Source organism: Streptococcus salivarius (assembly GCF_009738225.1).
Classification (GTDB): Bacteria; Bacillota; Bacilli; order Lactobacillales; family Streptococcaceae; genus Streptococcus.
On sequence record NZ_CP018187.1, the window covers coordinates 1437248 to 1451492 of the forward strand.

At 40.5% G+C, this 14245-nt stretch carries 8 protein-coding genes and 1 pseudogene; 3 read left to right on the plus strand and 6 right to left on the minus strand.

The genetic code is table 11. From position 1 onward, the window contains the following. Positions 1 to 3: 3 nt before the first annotated feature. Entirely contained in the window at positions 4 to 1269 is a 1266-nt protein-coding gene (locus BSR19_RS07030) for a threonine/serine exporter family protein (protein WP_156246883.1), read from the plus strand. A 367-nt stretch (positions 1270 to 1636) separates the two neighbouring features. Next, a complete protein-coding gene (locus BSR19_RS07035; protein WP_156246884.1) occupies positions 1637 to 5143 on the plus strand; it encodes a glucosyl transferase in 3507 nt (1168 codons plus the stop codon). A 238-nt stretch (positions 5144 to 5381) separates the two neighbouring features. On the opposite strand, the pseudogene BSR19_RS07040 reads toward BSR19_RS07035, so the two are convergent. Both BSR19_RS07040 and BSR19_RS07045 read right to left on the minus strand, forming a co-directional pair. Then, positions 5382 to 5701, minus strand: a pseudogene (locus BSR19_RS07040) (hypothetical protein). Positions 5702 to 5846: 145 nt separating this feature from the next. After that, positions 5847 to 6176 (minus strand): bacteriocin immunity family protein, encoded by a 330-nt coding sequence (locus BSR19_RS07045; RefSeq protein ID WP_037610543.1) that lies wholly within the window; start codon positions 6174 to 6176, stop codon positions 5847 to 5849. 331 nt (positions 6177 to 6507) lie between these two features. Between BSR19_RS07045 and BSR19_RS07050 the strand changes: the two genes are divergently transcribed. After that, entirely contained in the window at positions 6508 to 7545 is a 1038-nt protein-coding gene (locus BSR19_RS07050) for a S66 family peptidase (protein WP_156246885.1), read from the plus strand. A 47-nt stretch (positions 7546 to 7592) separates the two neighbouring features. Here BSR19_RS07050 and BSR19_RS07055 read toward each other — a convergent pair whose 3' ends face one another. From BSR19_RS07055 to BSR19_RS07070, 4 genes are all read right to left on the minus strand, one after another. Beyond that, positions 7593 to 8180 (minus strand): DUF1648 domain-containing protein, encoded by a 588-nt coding sequence (locus BSR19_RS07055; protein ID WP_156246886.1) that lies wholly within the window; start codon positions 8178 to 8180, stop codon positions 7593 to 7595. Further along, positions 8170 to 8445, minus strand: a complete 276-nt coding sequence (locus BSR19_RS07060) for an autorepressor SdpR family transcription factor (RefSeq protein WP_002891308.1) — start codon at positions 8443 to 8445, stop codon at positions 8170 to 8172. The genes BSR19_RS07055 and BSR19_RS07060 overlap by 11 nt, the downstream gene beginning before the upstream one ends. Then, on the minus strand, positions 8432 to 9151 hold the full coding sequence (locus BSR19_RS07065; protein ID WP_231605959.1) for a YhfC family glutamic-type intramembrane protease: 720 nt from the start codon (positions 9149 to 9151) through the stop codon (positions 8432 to 8434). Before BSR19_RS07065 ends, BSR19_RS07060 begins: the two co-directional genes overlap by 14 nt. Positions 9152 to 9399: 248 nt before the next feature. After that, the gene (locus BSR19_RS07070; RefSeq protein ID WP_156246888.1) at positions 9400 to 14139 is read right to left on the minus strand and encodes a glycoside hydrolase family 70 protein; all 4740 of its coding nucleotides are present in this window, start codon (positions 14137 to 14139) and stop codon (positions 9400 to 9402) included. Positions 14140 to 14245 lie beyond the last annotated feature (106 nt).

The window sequence follows — 14245 nt, forward strand, 5'->3', positions numbered from 1 at the left end:
CAAATGACCATCGATTTTCCAAGAGAGACAGAAATAGAAACCAAAAATGAAATGGATGCCGTCCTTCAGGCAGGCCGTGTCCTTATGGAGAGCGGTGCTGAGATTTACCGTATCGAGGACACCATGGGACACATGGCCAAGTCTCTTGGTATCAGAGACTTCTCCACTTATGTGGTCAATCGAGGAGTCATGATTTCTGGACTCAACCGCTCAGGTCTTAAAGAGTCTCGTGTCCTAGCTACCTCAGTCCCGTCTATCCATCTAGGTAAACTAGAGGAAGTAAACCGCCTGTCTCGAGAACTGGCAGAACAGCCAAATCAGCCTGTATCTAGCATTTTCCAAAAGCTGAAAACCATTGAGCAGAAGACTTTCTATCGTCCTTTAGAGGATATTATAGCCTGTGTCATTGGTGCAGGGAGCTTCTCACTAGCCCTTGGAAGTAGCTGGATTGATGGAACTGCTGCGGCTATATCGGAAGTTTTTGTAGGGATTGGCATGCAACTCTTTTCCCGTTTTATTCATACCAGTTTCTTGCAGATTATCCTTTCTAGTGCCATTGCCGCTTTATCAGCTAACATTCTCTATTATTTGGGTATCGGGCAACATCGTAGCGTGATTATTCTGGGCACCTTGATGATTTTGATTCCTGGGGCTTACTTTGTAAATGCCATTCGAGAATTCACCCAGAACAACTACTATAGCGGTCTGGCCCTGATGTTGTCAGGGGTCTCCACTTGTCTATCTATCTCTGTCGGTGTTCTTGCCATGATTTCCATCCTCCCCTTTGCGGAACAGTTATCAGGCATATTCTCAACACCGTCAACCTCATGGCTGGGGGTCTTGATTCAGACCTTCATGGCAGGACTAGGGACAGCAGCCTTCTCCGTGCTTTACCGAGTGCCTAAGAAATACTTCTTGGACCTCGGAACCCTAGGAGCGGGCTCATGGCTCCTCTACCTCTTGATTTGGAACAATACCCATCACGAGGTCTTAGCCATCCTCTTCCCTGCCCTATTAGTCACTATCACCTCACGCTTTTTGGCTCACTACCGTAGATGTCCAGCTACAGTCTTCCTAGCCTCAAGCATGTTCCCACTCATCCCAGGGATGAGCTTCTACCGTGCGGTCTACTTCCTCTTAATCGGAAATGCAGACCTAGGCCTCAGCTTCCTACGAGCTTGTTTCCTGGCCTCCTTTACCATCGCCATCGCCGTCAGTTTGACACAACAAATCCCTAGCCGCTATTTTGTACTAGGGAAGAAGAAATAAATTGTTGAAAGCCATTGGTTTTGTATACCAGTGGCTTTTTTGGTGGCGTTCTAAAATCAGTGGATAGCATATTATGAATATCAAAAATACCCTACTCAAGGATCTATCCGCTGCTAACTTAAAGCAAATACATCATTAACTCTCTTTAATGAAAGTTTATCATTCATATACTATCAGTTTTGTTTAGAAAAGAGTTGGAAAGAGATTTCTATAAAAGACGAAACCGTTTACATAATTCTTTGATTTTATTAGAATTCGGTGATAAACTTAATATGTAAGCAAGAATTCTGTAATACTACTTTAACTCCACTCATAAGTTAACTTTATCCTTACTACTATTGTTTAATTTAATGAAAGGACCATTATCATGGAAAAGAAAGTATATTTTATACTTCACAAAGTAAAAAAACAATGGGTAACCATTGCAGTAACCGGTCTAGCTCTAGGGCTTAGTTTTGCAAGCTTGGGCTATGTGAACGCAGCTGAACAGACTCCCCCCATCTCAGAACTAACTGTTGAAAGCAACATCCAAGAAAGCGCAATTGATGTCATAAGCTCGTCAACTAATGAAGTCATTACTAAACCAGAAGAAAACAAATCTTTCGACGCCCCCAATACAAGAGAAAACATCACTGAAACTACTTCTACTGAATCTGATCTAAGTACCACTGAAGCAACTGTTACAGAAACAAGTACTTCTGAAATTAACTCTCAACAAGCTCTTCGTTCGGAAGTCTCTACTGTTACTGGCAGTGAAGTAGTAAGCTCTGGAACACCAGATTCTGAAACAAATACTGCTCATAAAGTAGAAGAAAGTCCCGTGATATCTGGAGGTCATTACACTAGTGATAGTCAGGGCAATTGGTACTACATTAAGGACGAGAAAGCACTTACTGGTATGCAAAATATTGATAATGTTACGGTCTACTTTGATGCCGATGGTAAGCAAGTCAAAGGAGACACCCGTCAAGTTAACGGAGCAACATATCACTTTGAGAAAGATAGCGGACAACTTACTCGCAATGCTTTTGCATCTGATAAGAATGGAAATTGGTACTACTTAGGCCAAGATGGGAAAGCACTTATAGGTAAACAAGTTATTGACAATATACCACTCTACTTTTACCCTAATGGTGTCCAAGCTAAAGATGCCTTTGTCGTCCTAGATGGAAATTCCTATTATTTTCAAAAAGATAGTGGCCAAATGGTTCGTGACCGTTTTTGGTCAGATGACGATGGAAACTGGTACTATAGCGATAAAGAAGGAAAACTTGTCACAGGCGAACAGTCTATAGATGGCTTCGATATGTATTTCTACCCAGACGGTGTTCAGGCTAAGGGTGAAATCGTTACAATAGGTATCGAACCCTATTACTTCGATAAGGATAGTGGTCATAAGGTCATAAATACCGACATTACTATCAATGGAAAAACTTACCACGCAGAAGCTAATGGACTTTTGATTGAAACTGAACAGAAACTTCCTCAACGTCCACTTGTTTCTGGTGGCCATTTCCAAGAAGATTCCTCAGGCAACTGGTACTATTACACCGCAACAGGAGAGAAACTAAAAGGATGGCAAAATGTAGATGGAGTAACTCTTTACTTTGACAAAGAAGGTCGTCAAGCGAAAAATGGGGAAAGAATCATTGACGGCTCCCATTACTATTTTAGTCACTATTCAGGTGCTGTAAAAACCAACTATTGGCATACTTGGTCTATTGAAATCAGAAGACAGGAACCATTTGCTAAAACGTATAACGAATATTATGGTTCTGATGGTCGACGTTACTATGGATGGCATCGAGTTGGCGATCAACTTTATTATTTTGATTATAATGGTCGAGTTGAAAATGATCTTACTATCTTCAAAGGACAAAACTACCTCTTTGATAATCATGGAAAATTGGTAAAAGATGCCTTTTATATTCAGTCATTACGTGTCTTTGTTGGAACTTTAAATACTAGCTATCGCTCCAATAAATTTGGCCAAGTACTAACCGGAGAACATCATATTAATGGTGATGACTACTATTTTTCAAATTCTGGTTCACCAGTCACTGATATAGTCAAAAAAGGTGGCAAGGACTATTACTATTTTGAAGGCAAACTTCTAAAAAACTATCTCGGACCTTTACTCAAACGTCAGGAACTGGATTATGATGCAGTCTACTCTGGCATCGTAGGTACAGATAAGGATGGGGTTTTACTTACTGGTGTTAGCACTGCAAATAATGGTAAACTCTATTATTTTGAAAATAATAGATATTTTGATAATAGCAATATCCCCAAAATGTTTACAGTTACAACACCTACTTGGAAAACGATTGATGGTAAGCTATACCACTTAGAGCCTAGCATAAACAGAACTTACAAGAATGGTGGAAGAAGTTATACCGATACCGTCAGGGAAGAAGTAGACATTATTGACCACGGAGTACGAACAAAGACCGATAAGATTAAACGTATTATTGGTGATAATTATAGTAATCTATACTATCTTGATGAAAACAATGATTTTTACATCGGACATCTACTTCCAGAAAACACAGATTTAACTAAAATTGAAGAAACTGTAATTCAAAGTGACAATAAATTCTATGCTTTCAATAGAACAAGTTCGCTTTCCGAAACTTCCCCTCTCACAGTTTCCAAGACCTTAGTTTACAATAAAAAAGCCTACCTCATTGATGATAAAGGAGTAGCGACCGAAACTAAACTAACAAATCGTTTCGAACACGATGATGCATGGAATTGGTACTACTTTGATAACGAGGGAAAAGCTGTCACCGGACTCCATTCAATAGATAATGTCACTCTATACTTTGATAAAGAGGGCAAACAAGCTAAGGGAAGACTTGTCGAAATTGACGGTCAAACACATTATTTCGATAGAGACAGCGGAGCTATGTGGACTAACCGAACACTTGAACTTAATGGTATTCGTTATATCATTGACCAAAATGGTTATGTAACGATGAACAAACCTGGACAATTTATTCAAGATAAAGATGGTGATTGGGCTTATATTAAAGAAAATGGACAGTTAGCCACTGGACTTCAAATTATTAATCATCAAAAATACTACTTTGATCCAACTGGAAAACAAGCCAAAGGAAAACAACTTCTGCTTGATGGAAAGTACTATTTCTTCGATGAAGATACTGGTGCTATGTTCGTAAATAAATTCCATGAAACAGGCGATTACTTTTCTAAAAAATATACTTATTTTGGCGAGGATGGAAGCCAGATATTTGGTTGGGCAACTATTGACGGTAAACGTGTTTATTTTAAAGAAGATGGCTACCAAGTTCGAAATGATACATACAAGATAGGTGGTTTCGATTATTTCTTCAAAAAAGACGGTAGTATGCTTGCTAATGATATTGACGGCAACTACAAATACTATTATGCTGATAAGGACGGTCATCTACAGTTCGGGTGGGTTAATCACAATAATGAAACCTACTATATTAGCCCACCATGGGGAGCTGAAGACCGAACATATCTAAAAACTATCAATGAAAAGACCTATCTTTTGGGCCCTAAAGGACGACTTCTAAGGAATACAGCTACAGACACCTCGACCTCTTGGAATGGTTTCTGTATCTCTGATGAGAATGGAGTTGTAAAAACAGGTGTCATTCGGTTAGAAGATAATAGGCTCTATTATTTCAATCCTAAAATTTATATGACTACTCCTTTTAGTGGCGAATGGGCAGAGTTTGATGGTAAACTTTATCATTTTGAAAAGCCGATATCAGTTAGTCCAGAGTCAAAAGGTTCTCCAATTACCACTAACACTACGCTTGAAAAAGATGGAAAAACCTATATTATTGACGAAAATGGCGTAGCTACAGAGAAAAAGGATTAATATCAAACTAACAACTGTAAGTATTTGAAAAATACCTCATTTTTGCCAAAATGTATTCAAAAACACCAGAAATCATTTTTTCTGGTGTTTTCTTTTTGTTTTCTAAAACCTAGTAAGGCTACCGGCAAAATCTCTATCATCAATCTACTTCAAGTCAAAATATTCCTTAACATCTTTAGCATAGCCATACTGCTGGTTTAAACGCTCGAGCAAGTTTTTGTTATGGCCTGGATAATTGTCATTCCTCACCTTCACCCTCATACAAACATGCCACCAAGCGTTCAAAGGGCTCTATATACTCCCAATACTCAAAAGGGAGATTTGAAATCTTACTTAGATCATTATCATCAAAATGATACACGAGATGGCGTAGTATTTGATTTTCAATATAATGGATATCTCTCAACTGCTCGAGACTGATTGTATCCAGTTCTATGATGTAGTGACACAAATCATCAAGTGCTTTTACATCAAATTTTTCTCCTCGTGCAGGAAGTAGAGAAAGCTTTGATTCTCACCTCTTTTATTATCTTCTATCAGATTCCTTTTATGCATCATTCTTGAATCCTTTCCTTAATAGCACCATTATAACACTAGAAAATGATTTCCCAAAACGACAATAAAAGATCAACTAAATCCAACTTAGCAGGTTGAATTCAGTTGATCTTTTTGGTCATTTTACTAATCATCACAAGCAGATAAATCATTTAAAAGACAAACTGCCGAGTGATGTCAATCCTCTTGCTAGATTAATGTTACGCTCTGATTTTTCTTGGAATTCTGTGAGAGTCTTACTCAAGTCACTCACTCCAGAACTCAGTGATTTACCTTTAGAAAGATTGCTGACTGCTAGAGCCTGAATAGCTCTCCTTAATTCTGCAAGAAGCTCGTCATTATCCTTCTTCCCAACTTCTATTTCATTTTTAAACGTTACGAGCAACTCTCTCTCATTTTCAGTTGTTTCTGGATTTATAATAAGATTATAGATATTGTTTAAGATATCCGTAATTTGGTTGTTGTTACTTTTTGTCATCTAGATTACCTCCTATAACCTGTAGCAAGATTAGGTCGAGCAAGTGAATTAAATTGGTTAATTGTTTGTGTTGTCATGAGCAACGACCTCTTTCAATAGTTCGCTGTGACATCATTATACACATCTAACATAGCAAATTCAAGAATAATAATATCCTTCGACCACAAATGGTCCAAATATAGCACCAACAGACAAAAAGAAGTAAGCACATCGAGCGGTTATTTTTCTATTGCTTTATTGACATAAAAACATATGTCTAACGCTATTCCTTATATTTTTCTATCATTCTTTATGATACAATAGCATCAATTTATTTTTAGGAGGATAATATATGACTTCTACTATTGGTATTGTGAGCTTATCTAGTGGAATTATCGGTGAAGACTTTGTCAAGCACGAAGTGGACTTGGGGGTCCAACGACTCAAAGACCTGGGACTCAATCCTATCTTTTTACCTCATTCGCTAAAAGGCTTAGACTTTATCAAAGAACATCCTGAAGCTCGTGCAGAGGATTTGATTCAGGCCTTTTCTGATGATAGCATCGACATGATCCTATGCGCCATCGGTGGAGACGATACCTATCGCTTGCTACCTTATCTTTTTGAAAATGACCAACTACAAAAGGTCATCAAACAAAAGATTTTTCTTGGCTTCTCGGATACGACCATGAACCATCTCATGTTGCATAAACTAGGAATCAAGACTTTTTACGGGCAATCCTTTTTAGCAGACATTTGTGAGTTAGACAAAGAAATGTTGCCATATAGCCGCCACTACTTTAAAGAATTGATTGAGACTGGAAAAATCTCAGAAATTCGCCCTAGTAACGTTTGGTACGAGGAACGGACTGATTTTAGTCCCAAAGCCTTGGGAACACCTCGTGTCAGCCATGCAAATACAGGTTTTGACTTGTTACAAGGCAATGCTCAGTTTGAGGGAGAAATCCTCGGTGGTTGTCTTGAGTCTCTCTATGATATTTTTGACAACTCTCTACACGCAGATAGCACAGACCTCTGCCAAAAATACAAACTTTTCCCTGACTTATCCGACTGGGAAGGAAAGATTCTATTGCTAGAAACCAGCGAAGAAAAGCCTGAACCTGATGATTTCAAAAAAATGTTGCAAACTTTAAAAGAAACTAGGATATTTGAGGTCATCAGTGGACTCTTGGTCGGGAAACCTATGGATGAAACCTTCTATGACGACTATAAGGAGGCTTTAATGGACATCATTGATAGCAATATCCCGATTGTCTATAATCTGAATGTCGGCCATGCCACACCAAGAGCGATTGTTCCCTTTGGAGTCCACGCGTATGTAGATGCAACGGAGCAAGTCATTCGCTTTGACTATCACAAAGAAAGCTGAGATGAATTTCTCAGCTCAGATTGAAGTAATCAGACGATTACTTCTCTTTATTTTCTTAAATAGCGAAAATTGGGTAACACGATACTCAAGATAAGAACTATAAAAATGCCCAAAACCATTATTGTAGTATAGGGATTAAAGCAGAGACTTATTAGCAAGGCAAGACTTATTCCAATCATTAGGTATCCCAACTTTCTCACTACTGATTTACTGCTCTGGTTATGATTTTTTGTAGCCAGGCCAATACTTTTAGGAAGATAATTTCCAATCACTAGAAAAATAAGTGCCACTAACCAAATCATAGTCAAGCGAACTTGAACATGGCCTCCTAAGGCAACAGTCAATATAAGACCTTGGATAAGCACAGCAGAAATTGGGACTAACCATAGCATAAACTCTTTTAAGAATGGGATCGTTATTTGTTTAAAGAATGAAAAACAGAGATTATATATGATTAACGCAAGAAAAGGTAGGGCTACTATTGCTAGATTGCGGTTCATAAAACCATTGGCTTGCTCTTCCACATTAAAGTGGATTGCAATCTGATTTGGCAGTTGTTTGTAAAAGACTAGTCCGATAATAACCGGTGTAAGTATTACTATATTACCAATGACTCTTTGCACATTATTTTTCATCTTCTTTTCCTCCAAGTGATTGAATCCAAGTTAAAATTTCTTCAAAAACGGTCAGGTTTAAACTGTAGTAGATAAAATTCTTCTGCTTTTCTTCTTCAATAAGTCCCGCTTTTCTCAAGGTAGACAAATGATGGGAAACTGTTGCGGGAGCTAAATCAAACTGCTGGCTGATTTCACCAGCGGACTTGGGTCCAGACTTTAGATAGTCTAAAATTTCTCTCCTCACAGGGGCAGAGATAGCTTTTAGTGTTTCAGATAAGCCCATGAGTTCCCTCCTTTCTCCAAATCCGACGTGTCAGAAGTCCAATACCTAACACATAAATAGCTAAAATAAGTTCGATTAGTAAGAGATTGCTGACTATCCCTAGCTGATAAGCACCTGCCAAAAAATCAATGGCAGCATGGAGTATAATTGCCCAGAAATAGAATGAAAGTCTATGCTTAGTGACTGCTAGAAAATCCCAAGCTGTAAGCAAGACTTGTAACACCAAGGCAACTAGTCTTTCAAAGAGAGACATAAGCACAGCAAAGCCTGTTAATTGGTTGACCTGACTCACAAGAGTTGAAGGTAACTGACTGGCCTGACCTGAATGGATGGCCTGCAAAACAATGATGTTAGTGAGTAAGCCCATCACTCCAAGGAAGATAAATTCACTAAGACCATGTCCAAAACCGTAGGCTACAATATCAGACGTCATCAAACTTCTTTTCTTTGCAAGTACCTTAAAAACCAAATAGCGAGTTGTTTCTTCAACAAGGCCAGCCATAAGCCCTCCATAAATAATGGTGAACCATTTAGAAGAGTGACCAAAGCTTGAAAGAACTAGGGCATTGATAGGTCCTTCAATCATCATGACAGGTAAGGCAAAACCAATCAGACCGACTAAAAAGAGCTTGATTGAAAATTGCCATCTTTTCTTCAGAACGATAAAACTAATGACGGCGATAACCAACATGGTAAGAATTGCCATAAAAAGGAATGTTTCCATTTGATTTATCCTTTCATTGAAACGGAATAAGAATACTATCTTGGTGAGAATACCTATTTCTATACTTTTCGAAATAGATTATACGCTTTTCATAGACTACAGTCAATTCTATTTCGAAAAAAATCGAAATAGGGATACAAAAAAAGACCGTTTTCACGATCTTTCTTCTTGAGAATTTTCCCTCATTCTCGGCTGTGTGTTCTCTGGTCAGTCACATGAGCTACTACTGCTTATCTTCCTGGGACATATTCGCCAGTGTTGGCATCGTAGTAACGGCGTTGGCCGTTGACTGTGACGTAGGCACCTTTAACTTGGCGACCTGATTGGTCAAAGTAAAGGTGTTGGCCATTTATGACTTGTTCTCCTGTTACAGCATAGCCATCTGCTCCGAAGTAAGCCCAGACGTTAGGCTCGATTTGAGCAAAGCGATTAGTTACAGGTTGACCGTCGTTTTCGTCATAGTACTTGTAACGACTGCCGACCTTAACGGCCTTGCCCTTGTATTGGATACCATTTTCGTCAAAGTAGTATTCCTTGCCATTGATAGTCCACTTGCCTTTAAGGGCTTGGCCATCAGTATTGAAGTAAGACCATTGGTTTGGTGCAATCTCAGCAAAGCTACTTGTGACAAGAGCTCCACTGTGGGCATCATAGTAATAAGTCTTACCATCTTCGACAACAGTTTTCCCCTTAACTTGGATACCATTTTTATCAAAGTATTTGAGGTAGCCACCGTCTGCACGAACTTGCCCGATAGCCAATGAACCATCATGTTTGAAGTACATCCACTGGTCATCGCCTACTTGGAGGTAGCGTCCGCTAGCAAGAATACCTGAGCCTGGCTCATAGTAATATTTGATGCCATTCTCTTCGATAATTTCACCTTTAGCTTGGCTACCATCTTCCTTGAAGTAATAGAGGTGACCATCAATGTATTGACGTCCTGTGACACGGTTACCTTCTTTATCAAAGTAGTTCCATGCCTTAGTTGCTGGATTGTAGACAAAGATGCTACGTCCGATTTCGCCTGCTGGTGTGATGTAACGGGCCTTACCATTTTCAAAGATAATAGAATCAGCTCGGTTGCTGTAGGCCGTACCGACACTACCATCTTGGTTAAAGTAATAAGTCTTACCATCAATGACACGTGAACCAGTCACAGTGTTACCATCAGCGTCAAAGTAATAACGTTTACCTGTGCTGCTATCTGTCGCAAAGACATTGCGTCCCATGTCACCAGTTTCTGCAACATAGTAATGCAATTTGCCATCATCTGTACGGACAATACGATCCTTGGCCTGAATGCCAGTTTCACGGTCAAAGTAGAAATGGTGGCCACTCCAATGAAGGTTACCTACTACCATGGTTCCTTGAGTCGTAAAGGCACGCACCTGCTTACGCTTGTCGTCAAAATCAACAAAAGCATTCTTAACCATAGCACCGTCTAAACCGTAATAGTAAGTATAACCATTGTTAGCACGACGAAGGGCATTACGCAATTGGATACCATTGTCAAAGAAATAGTAATCCTTGTTATTGATGTTTCGAGCACCCTTGGTCATCTTACCGTCACCACCGAAGTAATACCAGTTGCCGTTACCGTCTTGAACAAATTCATTCTTAACGGCTTGGTTATCACGAAGGAAGTAAACATCTTGTCCACGACGTTGGAAGACTTGAGTGCTTGTGATGGCACCTGTGTCACGAAGTGGTGTTGGCAAGAGTTGGCTGTTGTCTGAAGTATTGAAGTACTGGTTGGTCTTATCATCGCGAAGGACAAAGTTGATGCCTCGTCCAAGGATGTTGGTTCCGTTGAAGTACTTAGCAGACCATTTGGTAATCTTTTCGTTCGTAGGTAACTGCTTACCATTTGAGATTTGTACACGATTGAAAATAGATGGGTACTTAGCTTTTAACTCATCAAGGAAGGCACCTCCGTACTTGCCTTGATAGTCTGTACCATCTGTGCGGGTATTGGCCACATAGGCTTGGTCAACAATTTGGTAGCCCGCCTGATGATAACCGTAACCATTTACACGTGTAGCGTTAACTACTTCTTTACCAGGAAGGTTATAGATTTGGTCTGGCACCCAGTCAGCAATGGCTTGAATACCGTCTTTGTGAAGAGCTCGGAGGACGTTAAGGAGATCCTCAAGTGAGCCGTACTTGTTATTTTGACTCAAGGCCATATCATAACGGTCATCAAAGGCATAACCATTGTCAATCGTTGAATCAAGGAAGGTACCATCCTTACTTGAAACGTACTGTGGTGGAAGTCCAACAGACGTAATACCCCAAGCTTTGAGCAAGTCAGTGTTCTTAGCCAAGACACGGTTCATGTAAAGTTCTGGCTGATCGTCCGCAAAAGCTTGGAAGTTTGAGAAGGCTTCATACATAACTTGCGAATCAAGAGCTGCTGAAGACTTGTAAACTTGACCGTCGCTATTGGCACGGTTACTTGGCTGTGTACGTGCGTCTTGGTTAGCCTTAGCCCCGACTGGTACCCAGACACCGAGGTAACCTGATACTTGCACATTTTCCACACCAAAAATATCATTGGCATTGAAGGTCAAGTTTCCGTTTCGGTCTGTTCTCTTAAGAAGGTTTGAAGGGACATCAGAATCATTTAGATAGGTCTTGATACCATCTTTGGTTGTCAAAAGCAATGGACGGTAAAGCTGATTACGGTGGGCTCTACCCATGTTCATCGTTACAGTTTCATTGCTACCCAAACGGAAATCATAGTTGTTGGTCATGATGACACCCATCCCTTGCGTACGGGTTTCAGAAGTTCCCCAATCAGTTCTGTTATTGGCACCTTTACCATAACGAACTGATGTCAAGAGGCCGTCATTTCCGACTTTCTTCACTTCCATGTCTTGACCACCAGCTACATACTTGATACGGGCACGCAAGAGAGTGTCGATAGCATCAAAGTAAGGCGTCTTTTTAGCCATGTAGTGACCATCCTCACGATAGAGGTCACCGTAATAAACACGTGTTACAGAGTCCTTATTGGTCAACATGAGGGCATAGACAGATGGCAAGTTGTAAGACGCATATGTCTTATGAGCTGTATTGATATCCGCATTGTAGATCTCGAAGGCTTTCTTGATTTCCTCACGGGTGAAATTGTAACCAAACAAATTTGGGTTAATACGATCACGGATGATACGTTGGATAATGGTTTGCGCTTCAGTATCGTGGGCACGGGTGAAAATATAGTTGGCCATGCGCTCACCGTTCTTATCGTTAGCACCACGTGGATTCAAACTACTGTTGATGAAGGCCGTCATGTCCCCAAGCTGCATACGTGTATTTTTATCACGCATCAAAAGGTTGGTAAGGGCATTACGAAGGGCATTATCAATCGGCAGTTGTGCCCCTTTAGTATCCTTGTTGTAGTATGGGTCGTTAGCAGACCAAGCTTCCAAGTATGATAAGTGCTTAATTGCATTAGCTTCAGACTTGTCAACACCATAGGCTGCTTTGAAGTAATCAGAAGCGATTTGGAGAAGGTCAGCATCTACATTGTCCAAGGCATCGACACGCAAACCGTCAAAGTTGGCTGTTGGGTCATTGGCCATGATGCTTCCGATATTCATCATGAAGTGGAGCCAGTTAAGTTGCTCCGCTTGAACAGCTGGGTTTGAGTTGTCAATATCGTTGGCAAGCAAGAACTCAAGACCACCGATAGAATTGTCCTTGAAATACTTACGTGTGCCAGTCTGGTTAGTCGGTGTGCGGTTAAGCAAGCGATAATCAGAGTTGGCGTGGCTAGTACGGTTACCAGTATCACCCTTACTGTTGTTAAAGAGCAACTGTCCACCTTGCAAGTGGTCGTATGAACTATTTTCAGTGCTACTATTCCAACCTGGCTGAGTCTTGATAAACTGATCAATACTTGTACGCAACCAGTTGGTATTTCCTTCACGCGCGATACGTTCTTCAATCTTAGTCTGAACCATCTTGGCAGCTTGATCTAGACTTTTCTGACTAGAGTTAGTTGAAAATGATCCTGCACCAAGACCTTGATTTTGCATGTAGTTAAGGTAGTTAACCTGAGTCGATTTGTCAGGCCACCAAACCATCAAGAGCGGACGTTTGTCAGCCTCGGTTGAAGCTGTCCAAGTCTTACCATCCTTGAGAATGCTCTTTGGGCGGTACCAAGCATCCGCAGTGATGAAGGTATCCAGTTGGTCCAAAGATTTGTCATCGTTTTTGTAGAGCTGGTTTCCAGATGAAAAATCCACAGTCGCCTTGATAGGTTCTGTTGAAAATTCATCCTGTGACTTGGTCGCAAGAGCCCCTGTTTCAGCATCAAAGTAATAAGACTTACCGTCTTGCTCAAAGACGAAGTTCTTACGCACACTACCGTCACTATTGACATAGTATTGTTTACCGTTGATCCATTGGATACCAGTCGCTGTGTTGGTGTTGGCTTCTCGAGTTTCTGCCAAGGCACGACGACTACGTGTACGAGCTTCAGTATTTGCCGTATCAGTTGTTGCCGCACGGTCTGTAGTAGCTGTTGCAGTCGCATTATTTGTATCTGTAGGTGTAGCACTCGTATCAGCTGCAGCTGCTTGCACATTTGTACTTGGTGCTGCTTGACCTGAGTTAGTATCAACTGTCGCTGTGTTTGCAGCAGGTGCCGCTGCCCTATCTGTGGCAGCTGTTGTCGTGCTAGTCGCATCTGCGACAGGAATGGCCACGCTCGCAGTATTAGCATCAGCTGAGATAGTTGGTGCTACTGTAGTTGCTGCATCATTAGTTGTAGCAGGCGTTTCTTGAAGCAAATCCTGACTGCTATCACCCGACTGATTTGCAGGATTTTGCTCGTCGGCCTGAACCTGTTGATCCGCCAACAAAGTTCCACCAGCAACGGTGACCATTGAGAGTGCTGTCACCCCAATAGTCACCCAGTTCTTCTTCACTTTATGCATTTTAAAGCGTACTTTTTGTTCCATAATAGTTACCTTTTTCCCTTATATTATCTCTATCATAAGCTATTTGACAAGGGAATACAATTACACAACTATAATGTCAGCTTAATGTATCTAGCTTCGTTTTCTC

Coding starts and splice junctions, on each gene's coding strand:
- BSR19_RS07065 (WP_231605959.1), bottom strand. CDS start 9,151: ATGGCAATTCTTACCATGTTGGTTATCGCCGTCATTAGTTTTATCGTT.
- BSR19_RS07035 (WP_156246884.1), top strand. CDS start 1,637: ATGGAAAAGAAAGTATATTTTATACTTCACAAAGTAAAAAAACAATGG.
- BSR19_RS07055 (WP_156246886.1), bottom strand. CDS start 8,180: ATGAAAAATAATGTGCAAAGAGTCATTGGTAATATAGTAATACTTACA.
- BSR19_RS07045 (WP_037610543.1), bottom strand. CDS start 6,176: ATGACAAAAAGTAACAACAACCAAATTACGGATATCTTAAACAATATC.
- BSR19_RS07030 (WP_156246883.1), top strand. CDS start 4: ATGACCATCGATTTTCCAAGAGAGACAGAAATAGAAACCAAAAATGAA.
- BSR19_RS07060 (WP_002891308.1), bottom strand. CDS start 8,445: ATGGGCTTATCTGAAACACTAAAAGCTATCTCTGCCCCTGTGAGGAGA.
- BSR19_RS07070 (WP_156246888.1), bottom strand. CDS start 14,139: ATGGAACAAAAAGTACGCTTTAAAATGCATAAAGTGAAGAAGAACTGG.
- BSR19_RS07050 (WP_156246885.1), top strand. CDS start 6,508: ATGACTTCTACTATTGGTATTGTGAGCTTATCTAGTGGAATTATCGGT.